Annotated in this window: 18 protein-coding genes and 1 tRNA gene; 12 read left to right on the top strand and 7 right to left on the bottom strand. The window is 73.9% G+C overall.

The window, feature by feature from the left end; all coding sequences use genetic code 11:
• The first annotated feature begins 11 nt into the window (after positions 1–11).
• The 8 genes from H505_RS0120570 (at position 12) to H505_RS0120535 (ending at position 10,501) form a co-directional block, all read left to right on the top strand.
• Entirely contained in the window at positions 12–1,184 is a 1,173-nt protein-coding gene (locus H505_RS0120570) for an ABC transporter substrate-binding protein (protein WP_026403485.1), read from the top strand.
• Positions 1,185–1,202: 18 nt separating this feature from the next.
• Positions 1,203–2,087 carry a branched-chain amino acid ABC transporter permease gene (locus tag H505_RS0120565; RefSeq protein WP_026403484.1) on the top strand — a complete coding sequence of 295 codons (885 nt, stop codon included), beginning with the start codon at positions 1,203–1,205 and terminating at the stop codon, positions 2,085–2,087.
• Positions 2,087–2,983, top strand: coding sequence for a branched-chain amino acid ABC transporter permease (locus H505_RS0120560; protein WP_026403483.1), 897 nt, complete (start codon positions 2,087–2,089; stop codon positions 2,981–2,983). The genes H505_RS0120565 and H505_RS0120560 overlap by 1 nt, the downstream gene beginning before the upstream one ends.
• Positions 2,980–3,792 carry an ABC transporter ATP-binding protein gene (locus tag H505_RS0120555; RefSeq protein WP_051300953.1) on the top strand — a complete coding sequence of 271 codons (813 nt, stop codon included), beginning with the start codon at positions 2,980–2,982 and terminating at the stop codon, positions 3,790–3,792. Before H505_RS0120560 ends, H505_RS0120555 begins: the two co-directional genes overlap by 4 nt.
• 25 nt (positions 3,793–3,817) lie before the next feature.
• Positions 3,818–4,603 (top strand): ABC transporter ATP-binding protein, encoded by a 786-nt coding sequence (locus H505_RS43300; RefSeq protein ID WP_064743683.1) that lies wholly within the window; start codon positions 3,818–3,820, stop codon positions 4,601–4,603.
• Positions 4,600–6,210, top strand: coding sequence for a class I adenylate-forming enzyme family protein (locus tag H505_RS0120545; protein ID WP_026403481.1), 1,611 nt, complete (start codon positions 4,600–4,602; stop codon positions 6,208–6,210). Before H505_RS43300 ends, H505_RS0120545 begins: the two co-directional genes overlap by 4 nt.
• 131 nt (positions 6,211–6,341) lie before the next feature.
• Positions 6,342–9,791 (top strand): phosphodiester glycosidase family protein, encoded by a 3,450-nt coding sequence (locus H505_RS43295; RefSeq protein WP_051300952.1) that lies wholly within the window; start codon positions 6,342–6,344, stop codon positions 9,789–9,791.
• Positions 9,792–10,021: 230 nt separating this feature from the next.
• On the top strand, positions 10,022–10,501 hold the full coding sequence (locus tag H505_RS0120535) for a hypothetical protein (protein WP_026403480.1): 480 nt from the start codon (positions 10,022–10,024) through the stop codon (positions 10,499–10,501).
• Positions 10,502–10,529: 28 nt separating this feature from the next.
• On the opposite strand, the gene H505_RS0120530 is transcribed toward H505_RS0120535, so the two are convergent.
• Complete coding sequence (locus H505_RS0120530) at positions 10,530–10,727, bottom strand: hypothetical protein (protein ID WP_026403479.1); 198 nt, start codon at positions 10,725–10,727, stop codon at positions 10,530–10,532.
• A 340-nt stretch (positions 10,728–11,067) separates the two neighbouring features.
• Here H505_RS0120530 and H505_RS0120525 point away from each other — a divergent pair, with 340 nt between their 5' ends.
• Complete coding sequence (locus H505_RS0120525; protein WP_026403478.1) at positions 11,068–11,796, top strand: hypothetical protein; 729 nt, start codon at positions 11,068–11,070, stop codon at positions 11,794–11,796.
• A 24-nt stretch (positions 11,797–11,820) separates the two neighbouring features.
• On the opposite strand, the gene H505_RS0120520 is transcribed toward H505_RS0120525, so the two are convergent.
• Both H505_RS0120520 and H505_RS43290 read right to left on the bottom strand, forming a co-directional pair.
• On the bottom strand, positions 11,821–12,375 hold the full coding sequence (locus tag H505_RS0120520) for a GNAT family N-acetyltransferase (RefSeq protein ID WP_026403477.1): 555 nt from the start codon (positions 12,373–12,375) through the stop codon (positions 11,821–11,823).
• Positions 12,372–13,784 carry an amidohydrolase family protein gene (locus tag H505_RS43290; RefSeq protein WP_051300951.1) on the bottom strand — a complete coding sequence of 471 codons (1,413 nt, stop codon included), beginning with the start codon at positions 13,782–13,784 and terminating at the stop codon, positions 12,372–12,374. The genes H505_RS0120520 and H505_RS43290 overlap by 4 nt, the downstream gene beginning before the upstream one ends.
• A 134-nt stretch (positions 13,785–13,918) precedes the next feature.
• Between H505_RS43290 and H505_RS0120510 the strand changes: the two genes are divergently transcribed.
• On the top strand, positions 13,919–14,833 hold the full coding sequence (locus H505_RS0120510) for a GntR family transcriptional regulator (protein ID WP_026403476.1): 915 nt from the start codon (positions 13,919–13,921) through the stop codon (positions 14,831–14,833).
• 287 nt (positions 14,834–15,120) lie between these two features.
• Here H505_RS0120510 and H505_RS0120505 read toward each other — a convergent pair.
• Both H505_RS0120505 and H505_RS0120500 read right to left on the bottom strand, forming a co-directional pair.
• A tRNA-Glu gene (locus tag H505_RS0120505) sits at positions 15,121–15,196 on the bottom strand.
• Between the two features lie 71 nt (positions 15,197–15,267).
• Positions 15,268–16,959 carry a metallophosphoesterase family protein gene (locus tag H505_RS0120500; protein WP_084550610.1) on the bottom strand — a complete coding sequence of 564 codons (1,692 nt, stop codon included), beginning with the start codon at positions 16,957–16,959 and terminating at the stop codon, positions 15,268–15,270.
• A 53-nt stretch (positions 16,960–17,012) separates the two neighbouring features.
• Here H505_RS0120500 and H505_RS0120495 point away from each other — a divergent pair, with 53 nt between their 5' ends.
• Entirely contained in the window at positions 17,013–17,354 is a 342-nt protein-coding gene (locus H505_RS0120495) for a metallopeptidase family protein (protein WP_026403474.1), read from the top strand.
• 106 nt (positions 17,355–17,460) lie between these two features.
• Positions 17,461–18,777: an MFS transporter gene (locus tag H505_RS43285; protein ID WP_051300950.1), complete on the top strand. Its 1,317-nt coding sequence runs from the start codon at positions 17,461–17,463 to the stop codon at positions 18,775–18,777.
• Here H505_RS43285 and H505_RS43280 read toward each other — a convergent pair.
• Positions 18,774–19,091, bottom strand: a complete 318-nt coding sequence (locus H505_RS43280) for a PspC domain-containing protein (RefSeq protein ID WP_245592585.1) — start codon at positions 19,089–19,091, stop codon at positions 18,774–18,776. The genes H505_RS43285 and H505_RS43280 overlap by 4 nt on opposite strands.
• A 58-nt stretch (positions 19,092–19,149) precedes the next feature.
• Positions 19,150–20,613: a DUF4407 domain-containing protein gene (locus H505_RS47870; RefSeq protein ID WP_084550569.1), complete on the bottom strand. Its 1,464-nt coding sequence runs from the start codon at positions 20,611–20,613 to the stop codon at positions 19,150–19,152.
• Between the last annotated feature and the right edge of the window lie 115 nt (positions 20,614–20,728).

Below are 20,728 nucleotides of genomic sequence, written 5' to 3'. Positions count from 1 at the left end.
GAGGAGACGCCATGCCACCAACACTGCGCCGCCGGTCACTGGCCGCGCTCGCCGCGGCCATCGCCGCCGCCACGCTGGCCGGCGCGTGCACCGGCGGGACCAAGGAGGGCGAAGTGAAAATCGGCTTCATCACCGCGCTCACCGGGCCGGTGGCCTTCGCCGGGCAGACCTTCGCCAACGGCATCGAGCTGGCGGTCGACCAGGTCAACCGCGAGGGGTACCTCGGCGGCGGCCGCCGGATCACGCTGGTGAAGAAGGAGGGCGCCGAGAAGCCGTCGCAGGCCGTCGACCAGGCGCGGCAGCTCTCCGTCGACCAGAGCGTCGTCGGCGCCCTCTGCTGCATCCTGTCCCCGGTGGCGGGCGCGGTGAAGGTCGTCACGTCCGACGCGGAACTGCCGCTGAACATCTACGGCGCCACCGACCTCGGCCTCCAGGACCCGCCGTACGTCGTCCGCACCACCACCCTGCCGCAGGAGGCCAACAAGCGGCTGGCGCGGAAGGTGGCGGAGGACGCCCGGCCCGCCTCGGTGGCCTACGTGGTCACCCAGGACAACTCCGGGTGGATGTCCCAGCTGAAGTCCTTCCAGGAGGGCTTCGCCGGGACGGGCGTCCGGGACCTCGGGACGGTCGACACGCTCGCGGCGCAGACCGACTTCAGCGGCGCCGCCGGGCAGCTCATGGCGAAGAACCCGGAGGCCATCGTCATCTCGACGCTCCAGCAGTCCACGATCTCCCTGGTCAAGGCGCTGCGCAGCCGCGGCTACCGGGGCCTGCTCGTCACCACCGAGGTGGTCGGCAGCCCCGGCGCGTTCAAGGCCGCGGGCGCCACCCTGGCCGACGTCCCGTTCCCGGTGTACTTCTACGCCGGGAAGGCGGGCCCCGCCGGACAGGAGTTCGCCCGCAGCTACCGGGCCGAGTACGGCACCGACCCCGACGCCTACGCCGCCCAGGGGTACATGGCCGCGTTCATGATGGCCACCGCCGTCCGGAACGCGGGCGCGAACCCCACCCGCGAGAGCGTCACGAAGGCGCTGTCGGACATCGAGCGGCTCGACGACACGATCTACGGCACCGTCCAGTTCCGCGACGGCCAGCTGTACGCCCCGGACAGCATCGTCCACGTCACGTGGACGAAGGACGGGCGGCAGCGCGAGTGGGCACCCGCGGGCGCGGGCGCCGCGTGACGGGCGGGTGAGCGGACCATGCTGTTCCTCCAGCAACTAGTCAACGGGATCTCGCTCGGCGCCGTGTACGCGCTCTTCGCGGTCGGGTTCGGCGTCGTGTTCTCCACCATGCGGATCCTGAACCTGGCCCAGGGCGTCTACGCCACCTGGGGCGCGCTCTTCGCCTACTGGACGGTCACCGAGGCGGGGCTGCCGTTCGCGGTGGCCGTCCTCGCGGGCGCGGCGGCCGGCGCGGTGACCGCCGTCGCGGTCGACCAGATCGCCTTCCAGCCGCTGCGCTCGCGCGGCGGCGACCAGCTCCTCGGCACCATCATCACCAGCGTCGCGCTGTGGATCGCGCTCCGGGAGGCGGCGAGCCTCGCCACCGGCGCCGCGCCGCTCGGGTTCCCGCCCGGCACCGTGCCGGACGGGCTGCTGCACGTGGGCGGCGTCCGGGTGCTGATGACGCAGCTCCTCGCGATCGTGTGCGCGGTCGCGGTGACCGCGGCGATCCACCTCGTCCTGCGCCGCACGAGGCTCGGCGCGGCGATCCGGGCCGTCGGGCACGACCGGGGCGCCGCGATGCTCGGCGGGGTCGACCCGCACGTCGCGATCCTCACCGCCGCGGCGCTGGCGGGCGCCGCGACCGGACTGGCGGGCGTGTTCTTCGCCGCGGGGCAGACCTTCACGTTCGGCCTCGGCGACGGGCTGCTCCTGCACGGCTTCGCGGCGGTCGTCATCGGCGGCATGGGCGACGTCCGGGGCGCCGCGTTCGGCGGCTTCCTGATCGGCGTGATCCAGGTGCTGTCGGCGCAGTACATCTCCGCCTCCTTCCAGGACGCCATCACGTTCGGCCTCCTGCTCGCCGTCCTCGTCGCGCGCCCGCGCGGCCTGTTCCGCACCGTCGAGCTAGGGAGAGCATGATGGCGGCGACCCAACTCGCCCTGCTGTTCAGCGCGATCGAGTTCGCGCTCGTCGGCGCGATCCTCGCCCTCAGCACCTACGTGACGCTGTGGGCCGGGCTGCTCAGCTTCGCCACGGTCAGCTTCGCGGCGACCGGCGCGTTCACCGCGACGCACCTGATGTCGGAGGCCGGGTTCGGGCTGTGGGCCGCGCTCGCGGCGGGCGGTCTCGGCGGCGGCGTGCTGGCCGCCGCCGCAGGGCTGCTGCTCATCCGGCTGGACAGCCACTGGCTGGCGCTCGCGACCGTCGCGCTCATCCTCGTCACCCGCGTGGTCGTGGTGAACCTCGGCGACCTCACCGGCGGCTCGGAGGGCCGGATCGTCCCGGTCAAGGTGGAGCTGTGGCAGCTCGTGCTGGTGCTCGGGCTCGTGTGCCTGTTCCTGGCGCGGCTCGCACGGTCCCGGTTCGGCACCGCGGCCGTCGCCACCCGCGAGGACCCGACGGCCGCCGCGACGATGGGCGTCCCGGTCCGCCGCGTCCAGACGGCCGCGTTCGCGATCAGCGGCGTCATCGGCGGGATCGGCGGCGTCCTCCAGGCCGGGCTGCTGCGCTACATCGACCCCGACAGCTTCTACATCGACCTGGCCGTCACCGTCATCGCGTGCGTCGTGCTCGGCGGCGCCTACCACTGGTTCGGGTCCGTCATCGGCGCGATCGTGTTCACCGGGCTGCCGGTGTACGTGAACCAGTTCATCGGCCAGGGCCAGTCCATCATCAACGGCGTCCTGCTGCTGGTCATCATGATCTGGGTGCCCGGCGGCCTGATCGACCCGCTGCGCTGGCGGCGGCTGCGGGAGCGGCGGGCCGCCGCGTCCCCGGCCGGTGCCGCGCGCGAGGTCGCGGAGGTGCGGTCATGAGCGGCGGACAGAGCGGCGGACAGAGCGGCGGACAGAGCGGCGGACACAGCGGCGGCGACGCGCTCGTCATCGACGGGCTGGCCAAGCGGTTCGGCGGGCTGAGCGTGCTCGGCTCGGTCGCGCTGACCGTCCCGCGCGACGCCGTCTTCGGCGTCGCCGGGCCGAACGGGGCCGGGAAGACGACCCTGCTCAACATCATCAGCGGGCTGCTGCCCGCCGACGCCGGGACGATCACCCTGTTCGGCGAGCCCTGCCACCATCTCCGCGCCACGGCGCTGGCCCGGATGGGCGTGGCCCGCACCTTCCAGAACATCCGGCTGCTGCGCGGCCTCACCGTCGCCGAGCAGGTCATGGCGGGCGGGTACCGGCTCCGGCGGGTCGGCGCCGCCCGCGGCCTGGCCGGTACCCCGCGCGCCCGCGCCGAGCAGCGCGACCTGCGGGAGCGGGCCATGGAGGTGCTGGAGTCGGTCGGCCTGGCGGACGCCGCCGGACGGCTCGCCGAGACGCTGCCCTACGGCGACCAGCGGCGGCTGGAGATCGCGCGGGCGCTGATGTCGCGGCCCCGGCTGCTGCTGCTCGACGAGCCGACCGCCGGGATGAACGCCGCCGACTGGGCGGGGATCGGCGAACTCGTGGCCGGGCTCCGGCGGTCCGGCACCGCGGTCGTCGTCGTCGAGCACAACATGCGGCTGATCCAGGAGGTCTGCGACCAGGTCGCCGTGCTCGCGTCCGGCGAGGTCATCGCCTGCGACGTGCCGGCGCGGTGCCTGCGCCGCCCCGAGGTGCGCAAGGCGTACTTCGGCAAATGAGCCCGGGGACGGAAGGAGAACCACCATGCTGACCGTCGAGTCGCTCGAGGTCGCCTACGGGTCGATCCGCGCCGTGGCCCGGCTCGACCTCGCCCTCGACCGGGGCCGGGTCGGCGCGCTGCTGGGCGCCAACGGCGCGGGCAAGTCGAGCACGATGAAGGCCGTCGGCGGGCTGCTCCGCCCGTCCGGCGGGCGCGTCCTGTTCGACGGCGCCGACATCACCGGCATGCCCGCGCACCGCGTCGCCCGGCACGGCCTCGCCCTGGTGCCGGAGGGGCGGATGGTCGTCGGCTGCCTGACCGTCCAGGAGAACCTCGACCTGTCGGCCTACGCGCGCGGGCGGCGCCGCAAGGCCCTCGCCGACGACGTCTACGACCTGTTCCCGCGGCTGGCCGAGCGCCGCCGGCAGACGGCGGCGCTCATGTCGGGCGGCGAGCAGCAGATGCTCGCCATCGGCCGCGCCCTGATGACCGCCCCGTCCCTGCTGCTGCTGGACGAGCCGTCGATGGGGCTGTCCCCGGCGCTCGTCGACACGGTCTTCGGGGCGATCGCCGAGATCCGGTCCGCCGGGATGACGATGCTGCTCGTCGAGCAGAACGCCGCGCTCGCCTTCCCGCTCGCCGACCACGCCTGCCTGATCCAGCGCGGCGCCATCGTCGCCGAGGGCACACCGGACGAGCTGGAGAAGGACCCCGCGACGATCGCCCGGCACCTCGGCATCGACGAGGAGCCCGCACGGGACGCCGCACGGGAACCCGCGCGGGACGCCGCGCCGGGCGAGGACCGCGGCCGGAGGGGAGCGAGCACGTGAACTGGCGCGAGCTGTACGGCGCCGGTGTGCCGGACGAGATCGCCCCCGACGCGGGAAGCGTTCTCGAGCTGTTCCGGATCCGCACGGCCGAACGTCCGGACGCCCCGCAGTTGCACTACTTCGGGACCACCCTCGACCGCGCGGCCACCGACCGGCTCAGCGACGCCCTCGCGGCGGGGCTCGAACGGCGCGGCGTCGGGGCGGGCGACCGCGTCGCGATCGCCTTGCAGAACACGCCGGTCTGCGTCTTGGCCGTCCTCGCGGTGTGGAAGCTGCGCGCGACGGTCGTCCCGGTAAACCCGATGTACAAGGAGCGCGAGCTGGCCCACCTGCTCGCCGACTCCGGGGCCCGCGTGCTGATCGCGCACCCCGCCGCGGCCCCCGCGGTCGCGGCGCTGCCGGAGGCCCCCGAGCACGTCCTCTACTCCCGCGACGGCGCCCTCGCGGCCGACGCCTCCGGCCCCTGGCCGGACGGCGACCGGCCCGACGACGTGCAGGCGATCCTCGACGAGGGCGGCACGCCCAGCGCCGCCGCCGCTCCCGGACCGGACGAGCCCGCCCTGCTCAGCTACACGTCCGGCACCACCGGGCCGGCGAAGGGCGCGGTCAACACCCACCGCAACCTCGCCTACCAGGTGGCCGCGTGCCGCACCTGGATCGGGCTGGGGGAGAGCGACTCGATCCTCACGATCGCGCCGCTGTTCCACATCACCGGCCTCGCGATGCACCTGGCGCTCGGCCTCGGCGCCGGCCTGCCGCTCGTCCTGACCTACCGGTTCGAGCCCGTGACGGCCGCCGCGCTGGTCGAGCGCTACCGGCCGACGTTCACCATCGGGTCCATCACCGCGTTCATCGCGCTCCTTGACGAGCCCGCGACCCGCGAGCACGACCTCGGCTCGCTGACCAGGGTGCTCAGCGGCGGCGCGCCCGTCCCGTCCGCGACCGTGCGCCGCTTCGCCGACGCCTTCGGCGTCTACGTGCACAACGCCTACGGGCTCACCGAGACGACGTCGGCCGCCGTGGCCGTGCCGCTCGGTGCGCGGGCGCCGGTCGACGAGGCGTCCGGGAGCCTCTCGATCGGTGTGCCGCTGCCGAGCGTCCGGGTCGAGATCCGCGGCGAGCGGGGCGAGCCGCTGCCGCCGGGGGAGGTGGGCGAACTGTCGATCGCGGGCCCGCAGGTCGCCGCGGGCTACTGGCGGAACCCGGAGCAGACGCGGGCATCCTTCCCCGGCGGCACGCTCCTCACCGGCGACGTCGGCTTCATGGACGCCGCGGGCTGGGTCTACCTCGTCGACCGCAAGAAGGACATGATCGTCGCCGCGGGTTACAAGATCTGGCCGCGCGAGGTCGAGGACGTCCTGTACGAGCATCCGGCCGTGCGGGAGGCGGCCGTCGTCGGCGTCCCCGACCCCTACCGCGGCGAAACCGTGCGCGCCCACGTCAGCCTCCGACCGGGCGCCGCCGTTACGGGCGACGAGCTGCGCGAGCACTGCCGCGCGCGGCTGGCCGTCTACAAAGCACCGGCGCGGGTGCTCATCGAGAACGAACTGCCGAAGAGCGTCTCCGGCAAGATCCTCCGCCGCGAACTGCGCGGACCGGACGGGTGAGCGGCCGCCCCGCCGGCGCGGCATGATCGTTCGGGAGCAGTTGGCCCGGCGGTCACCCGCTCCACCGCGGGGCGCCGCGCGGGGCGGGTTGGCTTGGGCGGCCAGCCGCCCCGCGCCGCCAGGAGACAGCATTGAAGGTCCATCACCGCAGACGGCCGGTCGCCGTGCTCGCGGCCGCCGCCGCGCTCGTCGCGGGGACGGCGGCGCCGTCGCTCGCCGCGCCGCCGGGGCCGCCGCCCCGGACCGGCGCGCCGCCCGACCCGGCCTCGCCGCTCGTCCGCGAGGTGGACCGGCTGCTCCTGCCGGACGGCCGCGCCGCGCCCGCCGGGGAGGCGCTCGAGACCGAGCGGATGCGGCGCCCGGTCGCGCCCGGCACCGTCCTGACCTCGTTCGACCGGCTGGACGCCAAGGGCTGGCTGCGCGCCGACCAGATCGACGTCGACCTCGCCGCGCCCGTCCGGGCGGACTACCTGTCCCCGGGCCCGGTCGCCGCCACCGCGCCGCTGTCCGAGCAGGCCGGACGGGCGGGCGCCATCGCCGGGGTGAACGGCGACTTCTTCGACATCAACAACACCGGCTCCGCCAACGGCGCCGCCGTGGACGACGGGAAGCTGGTGAAGTCGGCCGTCCCGGGCTGGTCCACCGCGACCGCCGGGGTCGGCGCCGACGGGCTCGGCCAGATCGCCGACATGCTGCTGGAGGGCGAGCTCACCCTGCCCGGCGGCCGCACGGCGCCGCTCGACCAGTTCAACGCCTACCGGGTGAAGAAGGACGGCATCGGCGCGTTCACCCCGGCGTGGGGCACCGCCACCCGCGGCCGGTCCCTCGCCGACGGCGCCCGGCGGGTCGCCGAGGTCCTGGTCGTGGACGGCCGGGTCGTGTCGGTCGGCGACACCCCCGGCGAGGGCGCGATCCCGGACGGCGGGTTCGTCCTGCTCGGCCGGGAGGCGGGCGGCGACCTGCTGCGCACGCTGAAGCCCGGCGACCCGGTGGCGATGGCCGCCAAGGCCCGCTCGTCCGGGACGGACGCGGAGTTCGCCGTCGGCGGCAACCAGGTCCTCGTCCGGGACGGGAAGGTCCCCGCGATCGGCGACCCGGCGGTCCACCCCCGCACCGCCGTGGGCTTCAGCGCGGACGGCCGCCGCATGATCCTCATGACCGTGGACGGCCGCCAGATCGACAGCCGCGGCGTGACGCTGGCGGAGATGGGCGCGCTGATGAAGGAGGCCGGCGCCCACAACGCCGTCAACCTCGACGGCGGCGGCTCCTCCACGCTGCTGGCCCGCGAGCCCGGCCAGGCCCGCGGCCAGGTGGAGAACCGGCCGTCCGACGGGGCGGAGCGCCCCACCCCGAACGGCATCGGGCTGTTCGCCGAGGGCAGCGGGAAGCTGCGGGGCTTCCGGGTGGAGCCCGCCGCCGACCCCGCCGACGCGCCCGGCACGGGCCCGACCCGCGGCGGCCGTCCCGACCGGGTGTTCCCCGGGCTGACCCGCCGCCTCGTCGCGCGCGGCCACGACGAGGCCCAGGGCCCCGCCGACGGCGACCCGCGCTGGATCGCGGCCGGGCCGCAGGGCCGGGTGACCCGCGACGGCGTGTTCCGAGCCCGCCGCTCCGGCACCGTCACGGTGCACGCCGTCGACGGGCGCGCCCGCGGCAAGGCCACGCTCACCGTGCTCGGCGACCTCGCCCGCGTCGGCGCCACCACCGACCGGGTGACGATCCCCGGCCCGGACGGCACCGGTTCCTTCGGCGTCGTCGGCTTCGACGGGCAGGGCTTCACCGCGCCCATCGAACCGTCCGACACGAAGCTGACCTACGACACGTCCCTGCTGGACATCGCGCCCGGCGCGGGCGGCGCGTTCACGGTCACGCCGCGCAAGGCGTCCGGGTCCGCGCTCGTCACGGTCGAGGTGCGGGGCCACCGGACGACCGTGCCGGTCGGCGTCGGCCTCGACCGGCGGACGATCGCGGCGTTCGACGACGCCGCCGACTGGCGGTTCGGCACCGCGCGGGGGTCCGGCGCCGTCGAACCGGTCGCCGAGGGCCGCACCGGCGCCGGGCTGCGGCTGTCGTACGACTTCACCCGGTCGACCGCGACCCGCACCGCGTACGCGTACCCGCCGCGGCCCATCGAGATCGAGGGGCAGCCGCAGGCCCTCGGCGCCTGGGTCCGCGGCCAGGGCAAGGGCGAGTGGACGGCGTTCACCATCACCGACGCCAACGACCAGACGTACTCGCTGTACGGCCCGTACATCACCTGGGAGGGGTGGCGCTACCTGGAGATGCAGGTGCCCGCCTCCGTCGCGTACCCGATCAAGGTGAACCGCTTCTACACCATCGAGACGTCCGCGGACCGTCAGTACACGGGGGAGGTGCTCATCGACGACTTCGTCGCGAAGGTGCCGCCGTCGGTGGAGACGCCGCCCGCGCAGCGGCGGCCCCCCGACCCGATGGTGGTCCGGGACGGCACCGTCGACGGCGCCCGGTACCGGTTCGCGGTGCTGTCGGACGCCCAGTTCGTCGCGGCGGACCCCGACAGCGCCCACGTGCGGCGCGCCCGCCGCACCCTCCGCGAGGTGCTCGCCGCCGAGCCGGACTTCCTCGTCATCAACGGCGACTTCGTCGACACCGGCACCGAGGCCGACTTCGCGCTCGCCCGGCGGATCCTCGACGAGGAACTCGGCGGGAAGCTGCCGTACCACTACGTCCCGGGCAACCACGAGATCTACGGCCCCGGCACCATCGGCAACTTCCGGAAGGCGTTCGGCGAGCCGTCCCGCACGTTCGATCACAAGGGCACCCGGTTCGTCCTGCTGGACTCGTCCACCGGCACGTACCGCACAAGCTCGTTCGACCAGATCCGCATGCTGCGGACCGCCCTGGACGACGCCCGCCGCGACCCGTCCGTCCGCTCCGTCGTCGTGTTCGGCCACCACCCGTCCCGCGACCCGCTGCCCGCCAAGAACAGCCGGCTCTCCGACCGGAAGGAGGCGGCGATGCTCGAAGAGTGGCTCGCCGAGTTCCGGGCCCGGACGGGCAAGGGCGCGGCCGTCGTGAACGCCCACGTCGGCGTGTTCCACGCGTCCCGGGTGGACGGCGTCCCGTCGTTCATCAACGGCAACTCGGGCAAGAACGCGGCGGCGTCCCCCGCCGACGGCGGCTTCACCGGCTGGACGATGTTCGGCGCGACCCCGCCGTCCCGGCCCGACATCGCCCGCACCCGCCGCGACCCGTACGCCGCCGGCCCGCAGTGGCTCCGGGCCGAGGTGCGCCCGCACGTGGACGGGCTGACGCTCGCGGCGCCCCGCACCGTCCCGGACGGCTCGACCGCCGGCGTCGCGGTCACCGTACGGCAGAACGACCGGGACCTGCCGCTGGCCTACCCGATGAGCGCCGACTGGACCGGGTCGCCGTCCCTGCACATCGGCGACCCGGACGACGCCCGCCGGTGGCACGTCGCCGCGTTCGACCCGTCCACCGGGAAGCTCACGGGCCTGCGTCCCGGCACGGCGACGCTCGCGGTCGAGGTCAACGGCGTCGCCCGCGCGACCCCGGTCACCGTCACCGGCGCGGCCCCCTGACCCGCGGCCGAGCCCGGGCGGGGCGCCCGCCCGGGCCTGCCCGGCGGCGGGCACGAGCAGGCCGATAGGGCGCCGTCCCGGATGTGGAGGGGGCGTCAAGCACGTGTGCACGCAGCATCAAGGGCCGCGCGCGCGTGCGTCCTAGCCTGCTGGAGTCGAGCCGGCGGGGGTTCGGCTCGCCGCAAGGGTGGCCGGGCGGCTCCTGCCGGATGCACCGGAGAGGAACAGCCATGACCCGGACGTACCGGCGCATGCTCGTGCGCATCGCTTCGGCCTTCGGCCTTGTGCTCGCCGCACTCACGTTCGCGGCCTCGCCCGCGTCGGCCCACACCATCGGGCAGGCCGTCGTATCGGAGCAAGGATGCGGCTGGCCGAACGGCGACTACCGCATCCTCACCAGAGAAGACCTCTGGGACGACCGCAACAACATGCCCCTGGGCGAGGTCTACGTGCTCTGGAACGGCACGTACCAGGAGAACTGCGTGGTCACCCTGCGGGTCGGACGGGCGCACGGCGTCGCCACTTACACGGAGGCCGTCCTGGAGCGCCAGGGCAAGGCGACGCTCACGGACGAGGGGAGCTACGCGCACTACGCGGCGGTCAGCGGCTACGCCCCGGGCACCTGCATCCGGTGGACGGGCTCCATCAAGGCGATCTACGGCGGCGGGATCATCGGGACGACCACCACCCAGTGGAGGTACTGCGGCTGACCCACCGTGCCCACCGCACGTGCCGCGCTCAGAGGGACAGACCGGGCGGGCGCAGTTCCTTGAGGAGCGGGCAGATGTCCTCAAGGGCGCCGCGCGCCTCCCGGTCCCCGCCGCCGGCGGCGACGACGGCCTCGAAGACCGGTGCGAGTTCCCGGCGCGCGGCCTCGACGTCCTCCTTGCGCTCCCGCTCCGCCCGCCGGCCCGCTTCCCCCAGCGCCGACAGCATTGCGGTCAGCCGAACCCCCAAGGCCGACAGCCCCTCCCCAAGCGAGAACCCCAAGCCTGACTTCGCCCCCACCGGCCAGCCCGACCACCGGCTACGGGCACCCGGCTCGGCGTACGTCCCGCAGTCCGGGACGAACGAGCGACGAAGTCGGGCTGACGGGGGTCGACGCTGTGGAAGTCAGTGCCGGCTCCAGATCGCCTGAGCGGGCTCGGCTCGGCCGAGGTGCGGAGACGAGGTTCACCTCCTGTCCGGAGGTGGCCTCCTCCATTCGCCGCGAGGTCCGGGCGGCCGGTCGAGTGGGAGACTCGGCCGGGATGTGACGACCGAAGGAGATCAAGGCATGACCGCAGACGCCCTCGACCCGGTTCCGGCGTCAGGCGGACAAGGGCAGCGGGTCCTCGACCTCCTCGACAAGGCGATCGACGCCCAGAGCGCCCTGGTGCGCAAGAACATCGCCCGGGCTCGCCAGCGGAACCCGGAGGCGACGCCGGCACAGGTGATCCGGTCTCTGGAGCGCATGTACGTCAGCGCCTTGACCGGCACGGGTGCCGCGGTCGGAGGCACCGCGGCCGCGCCCGGCGTCGGCACGGGTGTCGCGCTGGCGCTGACGGCGGGCGAGACCTTCTCGTCCCTCGAGCTGAGCGCGCTGTTCGCGCTCTCGGTCGCCGAAGTCCACGGAGTCCCCATCGACGAGATCGAGCGCCGCCGGACGATCGTGATGGGCATCATGCTCGGCGGGTCCGGCTCCGCCACCATCTCCAAGGTCGCCGAGCGTACGGGGCAGCACTGGGGACGTCAGATCGTCGCCAAGGTGCCCGTCGAGACACTGCGTCAGATCAACAAGATCTTGGGCAAGAACTTCATCACGAAGTACGGGACCAAGCAGGGGATCATCGTTCTCGGTCGGGTGGCGCCGTTCGGTATCGGCGCCGTGATCGGTGGCGGAGCCAACGCCGCCATCGGCTCTCTGACCGTCAGGTCCAGCCGTCGCGCCTTCGGCCCGGCTCCGGAGTCATGGCCGTTGCCGATGCCCGACGCAACGTCGGGCTCCGAGAGCCCGCAGGGCTGACCCTCGGAGCCGCAAGGCGTCGAGTCATTCGTTCGCCGGGTTCGAGGGCGGGGCCAGGGGCTCTCGCCACATCGGCCAGATGGCGGGGCCGTCGGGCAGGACGATCGGGGCGCCGAACGGCGCGAAACCGTGGCGTTCGTACAGGCCGCGGTTCTGCGGCGACGTCGCCTCCAGGTACGCGGGCAGGCCCGCGGCGTCGGCACGCGCGAGGCCGCGGGCGAGCAGTGCGGAGCCGGTGCCGCGGCCCTGGTGGGCCGGGTGCACGCCGAGGAACTGCAGGTAGGAGTGCGGGCGGTCCACCGGATGGCGCGCGGCCGTGGTCTCCAGGAACGCCCGGAGCCTGTCCGGCAGCCCCGGCGGCGGCTCCTCGGCGTCCGGTGCGGGGGAGGGGAACCAGACCGCGACCGCGGTGTCGTCCAGGACGTCGAGGCCCCCGGCCGCGGCCGACTCGGTCACCACGAACTCGAACAGCCGGGCCGAGACGTCGGTCGTGAGCCACGTCATGACGTCGTCGTCGCGGAACGCGGCCAGGAGCACGCGGACGGCGCGGTCGGTCCGCGGCGAAGCGTCGTTCGTCACGCGCCCTGCGCCTCCTTCACGTCCGCGGCCGCGTCGTCGAAGAGGCGGCGGCGCTCGTCCGGGCCGATGTAGCGGCCGTCGGCGACGACCGCGTGGATGCGCCGCGTGTTCCGGATGTCCGCCAGCGGGTCCGCGTCCAGGACCAGCAGGTCGGCCAGCCGGCCCGGCTCGACCGACCCGGAGGTCCGCTCGCGGCCGAGGAACCGGGCGGGCTCGATCGTCGCCGCCTGGAGGGCGCGCAGCCGCGTCAGCCCGGCGCTCGCGAGGAACTCGAGCTCCTCGTGCAGCGCGAAGCCGGGGAACAGGCCGGGGCCTCCGGTGTCGGTGCCGGCGAGCAGCCGCACGCCCGCCTCCTCCATCGCGGCGACCGCCGCCCGCCGGTGGTCGAACATCGTGCGCCGCCTCGCGGCCTCCTCGGTGCTGCGCCCCCCGCCGTGGAAGATCTCGTCCCGGACGAACGCCCACATGTCCCGCGTGTCCGGGGGCATGTACGCGAACCGCTCGTCGTCCAGGCGGATCCACTCCGCCAGCTCGATCGTCGCGTGCATGACGAGCGTCGGGCAGTAGGCGACGTCGGCGGCGGCCATGCGCTCGAACAGCGACGCGGCCGATGCGCGGCTGTAGCGGTTCAGCGACTCCCACTCCACGTCGGTGACCTGCCTGAACCAGTCGGCGTAGTGGGACCCGTCCCGCGTGGAGATCCGCGCCATCGCGGCCTCCAGCCGGTCCGCGTCGGCGGAGGTCGCCGGCCACAGCCCGTGGACGTGCTCGAACGAGCGCTGGCCCGCGCCGATCTGCTCGCCGAACGGCACCCGGTCGGAGCGGTGCCCGACCACGGGCATGTCGAGCCGGGCCGCCTCGTCGAGCAGCGCGAAGTACGGCTCCCGCTCCAACCGGGAGTACACCTTGACGAAGTCCGCGCCGCCGTCCTTCGCCTCGCCCACCGCGCGCCTGGCGTCCGGCCCGGTGGTGACCGCGGCGATCGGCGAGTCGACGGGGATGTCCTGCCACAGGGTCGGCGCGCCGTCGACGATCGGGCTTGCGATGACCGAACGCGGCCCGATCATCTTTCCGGCGGCCGTCCGTCTCCGCCACTCGTGCAGCTGCGGCTTCCCCCACATCTCGCGGACCGTCGTCACCCCGCCGGCGATGTAGAGCGCGGGGAACAGCCGTTCGAGGGACGCGTCGGTGTCGCTGTGCACATGCATGTCGGTCAGGCCCGGCATCACGTACCGCCCGGGGAGGTGGTGGACGCGGGCGCCGGGCGGGATCGCGACCTCGGACGCGGGACCGACCGTCGTGATCGTCCGGTTCGCCACGAGGACGGTCCGGCCGGGCAGGGACGGTCCGCCGGTGACGTCGATCACGGTGACATCGGTGAGCGCCAGGGCTCTGTCGTCGAAGCTCATTTGTACACCGTATGGACGAGCTGAACCGCGAGCCCGTCACGCGAGTACACTTCCCCAGCCGTACTGCCCGCATGGCAGGAAAAGGCGCCCTGTGCCTACACCGCGCCGCCGACCGTACTAGTACAGTCTGCGGCATGGACGCGGAGGACGGACGACCGGCGCGGCGTGTCGCGGACGAGCTGCGCCGGCGGATCGCCGACGGCGAGCTGCGCCCCGGCGACCGCGTGCCCTCGACCCGCCGGATCGTGCGCGACTTCGGCGTCGCGATGGCGACCGCGAGCCGCGCGCTCGCCCGGCTGCGCGAGGAGGGGCTGATCGTCACGACGCCCGGTTCGGGCAGCGTGGTCAGGGCCGCCGAGCGGCGCCCGCCGCCCGCTCCGCGGCTCGCGCCGCGCGACCTGACGCGGGCGAGGATCGTCGCGGCCGCCGTCGCGCTCGCCGACCGGGAGGGGACGGACGCGGTCTCCATGCGCGGCCTCGCGGGCAGGCTCGGCGTGACGCCGATGTCCCTGTACCACCACGTCGCGGGCCGGGACGAGCTCGAACTGCTGATGATCCGCGCGGTGTTCCGCACCGAACCGCTGGCCAACGTCGCGCCCGAGGGGTGGCGCGCGCAGCTGGAGGAGGTCTACCGGCTGCAGTGGCGCCTCTACCGCCGCCACCCGTGGCTGGCCGGGTTCCTGTCGCCGATGAGGCCGCCGTACGTGCCCGAGGCGATGGAGCACAGCGAACGCACCCTCCGGGCGCTCGCGCGGCTCGGGCTGGCGGGGGCCGAGCGGTGGCGGGCCGCCGTCGCCCTCCCCGCGCTCGTGCGCGGCCTCGCCCTGACCGCGGCGGACGAGCTGCGCATGGCGCACGAGACGCGCATGCGCACGACCGACTGGTGGGCGGCGATGGAGGTCGAGGCGCGGCGGCACTTCCGGTCCGGGTGCTTCCCCTACCTCTCGGCCGTGGAGGAGATCGTGGTCGCGGACGATCTGGACGACCTGTTCGAGCACTCCCTCACGCGCTACCTCGACGGCCTAGCGAAACGCGCGAGCGCGGGGTGACGGGCGGATTGATCCGGCGCCGCCGATCAATCCGCCGCGCATTCCGATCAATGCTCCCTTGGCCGGCGTGACCCGTCCGGGGAGACTGGACGGGCGGTCGGCGACATCCCCAATCGCCGTGCCGTTCGGAGCGCGAAGTTCCGCATAACCGAGCCCCGCCGGAGTCCTCCAGCCCGCAGGACCCCGGCGGGGCGCATGCGTGCGGCCAGAGGGACGGAAGGCGCCGCTGCAACCAGCAGGTGAGCCTGAGCGGCGAAGGAGAGCTCCCCGGCCCGCAGCCAGGTGTGTGGTACCCCCTACCGGATTCGAACCGGCGCTACCGCCTTGAAAGGGCGGCGTCCTAGGCCGCTAGACGAAGGGGGCCCGGTGCCGTGGCGTGCACGCCACTCGACCGTGACAAGTGTAGGGGACAACGTGGGCGCCCGCACAAACGGTTATCCCCCTTCCGACGCGGACGCGCGGGGGGAGGCGCCGAACGGGGTCGGCGAGGGCGGCGGGGACGGGGTGCGGGACGGCCAGTCGGACGGCCACTCGGACGGGAACGGGGAGGTCGGGGAGGACGGCGGCGCGATCGCGGGCGGGCGCGGCGAGATCGCGCGGTCGGGTTCGGGTTCGAGCTGGCGCTCGATGTGGGCCGAGGTGAGGCCGAGGCCGCCGAGGCGCAGGTCGTCCCAGCCCTGCAGGCGCTTGCTGGAGCGGTTGAAGTACAGGACGGACAGTTCGAACGGCGTCGGCTCCTCGTGCTCGAGGCCGCGCAGGCCGGCGGCGCCGGTGGAGCCCTGGACGAACAGGCGGGTGCCGGTCGGCAGGAGTTCGGTCTTGCGCGTGTGGGTGTGGCCGGACAGGACGAGCGGGGTCAGCCCGGAGAACGCCTTGCCCTCGGTGGGGTCGTGGACGACGGCGATGTCGGGGTTGGCGCGGGTCTCGCGCAGGTTCTCGGCGAGGACGGCGCCCTGCGCGTAGAGCTGCTCGGCGCCGACGCCGTCGTCGCGGGTGGACTTGTCGGGGGTGAAGCGGGGGTCGCCGACGCCGTAGACGCGCAGGCCCTCGATCTCGCGGGTCTCGTCGTCGAGGACGATCGCGTTGTCCTGCTCGGCGACGGCTTCGGCGGTCCCCTCGGAGTCGTGGTTGCCGCGGACGTAGACGTAGGGGACGTCGAGGTCCTCGATGGAGTTCGCGAACTCGTTCTCGGCCTCGCTGCCGTGGTCCATCATGTCGCCGCTGTCGATGATGAACTTGACCTGGAACTGCGTCGCGACGGAGTCGATCACGCTCCAGGCGGCCGGGTTGAGGTGGACGTCGGACACGTGCAGGACCCGGATCGTGGACGGGTCGGGCTCGTACACGGGCAGGGTGGAGGTCGTCGCGTACAGCTCGGAGACGTTGCCGACGAGTTTGGCGAGCTGCTCGCGGTACGCGGAGAACCGGTCGACGAGGTTCTGCGCGTCGCCGACGACCTGGGGCGCGTTCGCGAGCAGGCCGGTGTAGCGGGGCTCGCTGATGGCGCGCGGGTTGAACGTCGTCCACGTCAGGACGAGGACGGCGGCGACGCCGGCGGCCGCGGAGCCCATGCCGAGCAGGGCCCGCCGCCACGACCGGAACAGGACGAGCGTGGCGAGGAAGCTCGCGGCGAGGGCGAGGGCGGCGGCGCGGACGAGGAGGTCCTTGACGCCGTCGCGGAGTTCGCCGGCGATGCTGTCGGTGACCCGGGCGAGTTCGACGTCGTCCTCGATGAGCCGCTGCGCCTCGTCGGGGCGGACCTCGGTGAGCTTGGCCTCGAGCGCGAGCGGCCCCCAGTGGGTGTCGAGGCGCAGCGCCCCGATGGGCGGCAGTTCGAGGGCCGTCCCGCCGTGCAGGGACGGCTGGAGGCTGAGCTGCACGTTGGTGGGGCCGACGGGGGTGACGACGCGGCCGCCGAGGAGGAGGCCGACGTAGCCGGCGGCGAGGCCGGCGAGGACGACGTACACGACGCGGGACGGGCGGCTGCGCAGCACGCGGCCGGTGCGTCGGGCGCCCGCGGCGGTGCGGCGGGCGGCGGGGGCGGGGGCGGTGCGGGCGCGGCGGGCGGCGGGGGAGCCGCCGAGGCGGCGCAGGCCGGTGCCGAGCCGGGAACGGGTCTGGGCCATCGAGGCGCGGACCTTGGGCACGGGTCCCCTTCCTGTCGAGCAGAATGGCCGGTGTGATCGAGTTGACGCGCGAGGCGTTCGAGGACCTGGTGGGCGAGGCCCTCGACAGCATCCCGCCCGAGCTGACCGCCCACATGCGCAACGTCGTCATCGTGGTCGAGGATGACGCGCCCGAGGACGGCCTGCTCGGTCTTTACCAAGGCGTACCCCTAACCGAACGCGGTGACTGGTACGGCGGTGTCCTGCCCGATCACATATCGATCTACCGTCGGGAGATCCTCCGGATCTGCGAGACGGAGGAGGACGTGGTGGACGAAGTGCGGATCACCGTGGTCCATGAGATCGCCCACCATTTCGGAATCGACGATGACAGACTGCACGAGCTGGGCTACTGATCGCGAATAAGTCACGGCAATCGGGCACTGTAGGTCACATAACTGCCACGCAGCGTGAGTTAATAGGAGTGTCGCCCAACCCGGGGCGGCCCGACCTGGAGCGCGCGTGGCGGGTAGGCAGAGACGGACCGGCAGGCACCGGCGCCCGCCGGAGGCGCAGGCGACCTACCGCGAGGTGTTCGCGGTGCGGGAGTTCCGCGCCCTCTGGCTGGCGCAGGCGCTGTCGTTCATCGGCGACCAGCTCGCGCAGGTGGCGCTGGCCGTCCTGGTGTACGAGCGCACCGGCAACGCCCTGCTCACCGCCGCCACCTACGCGCTGACGTACCTGCCGCCGATCGTCGGCGGCCCCCTGCTGTCGGGCCTCGCCGACGTGTTCCCCCGCCGCACCGTGATGATCGTCTGCGACGTCGTCCGGGCGGTGCTGGTCGCGGTGATGGCCGTGCTGGCGCTGCCGTTGGGGGCGCTGTGCGTCCTGGTGTTCCTCACGGTGCTGCTGGGGACGCCGTTCACGGCGGCGCGCGCGGCGGTGCTCCCGGACGTCCTGGAGGGCGACCGGTTCGTCGCCGGGACGGCGATCAACAACATCACCCACCAGGTCACGCAGATGCTGGGGTTCCTGGCGGGCGGGGCGGTCGTCGCGGCGGTCGGCGCCCGGGAGGCGCTCGCCCTGAACGCGCTGACGTTCGGCGCGTCCGCGGTGATCCTGGTCGGGGGGCTGCGGCGCCGCCCGGCGCCCAAGGAGCGGGACGCCCAGTCGCTCGGCCTGTGGCGCGGCATGCGGGACGGCGCCCGCCTCGTGTTCGGGGACCCGACCCTGCGGTCCCTGGTGTCGTTCGCGTGGCTGTGCGCCTTCTACACGATCCCGGAGGGGCTCGCCGCCCCGTACGCGGCGACGTTCGACGACAGCGCGGTGACGGTCGGGCTGCTGATGTCGGCGATGCCGACGGGCATGGTGGTCGGCGCGTTCCTGTACAGCCGGTTCGTCCGTCCGGCGAACCGGCTGCGGTCGATGGGGTGGATGGCGATGCTGGCGTGCGTGCCGCTCGTCGGGTCGGGGCTGCAGCCGCCGCTGTGGGCGGTGCTGCTGCTGTGGGCGCTGTCGGGCGTGGGCAGCGCGTACCAGCTCGCGGCCAACGCGGCGTTCGTCGCGGCGGTGCCGCCGAGCGGACGCGGCCAGGCGTTCGGCCTCGCGCAGTCGGGCATCCTGGCGGGCCAGGGCCTGGGCATCCTGGTCGGCGGGGCCGTCGCCGAGGTGCTCGGCCCGGAGACGGTCGTGGCGCTGGCGGGCGCCCTCGGCCTGTCGGCCGCGGCGGCGCTCGCCCTGTCGTGGCACCAGATCCGCGGTACGGCGTTCACGGACGCCGCGTCCGTCGTCGTCGCCAAGGCGGGCGACGACGCCCGCAGATCGGCCCCCGCCTCCTAGACGGAGGTCTTGTCCCGCTTGCTGTTCACGGCGTCCTTCGCCTTCTGGAAGGCGTCCTGGAACGCCGGGGAGTCGCCGGCCTTCTTCGCGAGGTCCTCGGCGATCGACTTCGGCGCGCCCTCGTCGGGCATCAGCAGCCAGCCGATCACGTAGAGGGCGATGCCGGCGCCGCCGAACAGCGTGAAGACGGCGAGGCCGAGCCTGACGATGTTGGGGTCCACGCCGAGGAACCGTCCGGTGCCCGCGCAGACGCCCGCGACCAGGCGCCCCTCGTGGACGCGTCTCAGCGACTTGCTTGCGGTGGTCTTCTCCATGTCCATACCTTGAGCATGCCCGCCGAGGCCGTGCCTGACATCCGGGATTCGCCCTGATTCACCCCTGAGACCCCCCTGGTCCGGTAGGGGGAGGCCCGGCGGGGCCCCGTCCTGCCGGGGGCGGGCCCGACGGGGGCCGGCCGTTGCCGTTCTGCGCCGGGTAGGGGCGGACGTCGGCGTGCGGGAACGCGTCCGCGGCGATGTAGGTGTCGAGGTTGCCGGGGACGTTGCGCATCTCCCGGTTCCGCCACTCGGTGAGGACGGCCTCGGCGACCTCCATCTCCACGCGGACGGTCTGCTCCACCATGCGGGGGATCGCGGCGTCGCGGGCCTCGCGCAGCAGCCGGGCCTGGGAGATGATGTCCTCCGCCGCGAGGATCTGCGCGTTCTGCTCGCGGCGCGCCGTCTCCGCCGCGACCCGCATCCGCCGCCGCTCCTCGATCTCCAGGATCTCCTCGTACAGGCTCCGCTTGGGGACGAGCACGAGGAGCAGCTTCACGAAGATCGGCAGGCATTCGATCGACGTGAACAGCAGGAACAGCAGGAGGTGCGCGGCGGCGAGCGTCCCGTCGTCCTCGGTGAGCTGGTTGAGGGCCTTGAGCCGCAGCAGTAGCCCGTCGGACTCGGCGTTGGTGGACGCGAACCCCCTGTCGAGGGCGTCGCGCTGCTCCTGCGCGGCGGAGAGCTGCGCGCGGACGCGCGGCAGCCGCTCCTTCGCGGCGGCGACGTTCTCCTCGCGGGCCGTCGCGCCCTGCCGCTTCAGCGCCTCCTGCCGTTCGGTGATCTGCCGGCGGACGGTCGCGAGCTGCTCCTCCGCGTCGGCGAGCTGCCGTTTGCGCTGCTCCGCGAGCGGCCCGTCGCCCGCCTGGCACTCGCCGCGCCCGCTCAGCTCGCACATGAGCTCCTCGCGGGCCTCGGTGACGCGCTTCAGCGCGGCCGCCTCCTGCTTGCGCAGGCCGGCGATGGTGGGGTCGCTGTTCACATCGGTGCCGGCGTCGCCGCCGCTGGCGATGACGCCCTCCAGCCGCTTGGCCTCGGCGTCGAGTTCGGCGATGCGCTTGCCGAGGTCGCCGGACTCGGCCGCCCGGGCGTTGCTGTCGGCGGCGGACGCCTTCATCCGCTGCAACTCGACGTCGATCTCCGGCTTGAAGATCTGCAGGACCAGCGGGGTGGAGATCACGAAGCCGATGAGCAGGGCGAACAGGACGCGCGGCGCGGCGAGGTAGAACGCGTGGCGCTTGCGCTCCTGCCGCTGGATCGTGGTGACGAGCCAGCGGTCCAGCAGCATGATCGCGACGCCCCACAGCGCCGCGAACACGAGCGCGACGGGCAGCGGCGCCTTGACCGCCATGGACAGCGCGAACGCCATCGACACCGCGGCCATTCCGGCGGTGATCAGCACCGCGGCGCCGATGCCCTGGTACTTGGCGCGTTCCGTGGGGCACTGCCGGAGGATTTCGGGTTGTGCGCCGGACAGCCAGATCAGCACGCTGAAACGGGCTTTCTGCCGGTTATCGGTCATGCACGGCCCTTTCGGAGACGTTCGGAGCGATGCCCGAACGGAGGAAAGGCGTCGCCGGGACGGGCGGGGACGGCCGGGGCCCGCCGGGTGGGGACGGGACGCGCGGCGGCTGCGG

This window comes from Actinomadura rifamycini DSM 43936 (assembly GCF_000425065.1).
In the GTDB taxonomy this organism is placed as follows: domain Bacteria; phylum Actinomycetota; class Actinomycetes; order Streptosporangiales; family Streptosporangiaceae; genus Spirillospora; species Spirillospora rifamycini.
The sequence above is the reverse complement of the archived record's forward strand: the minus strand, read 5'-3'. Positions and strand labels throughout refer to the sequence as shown.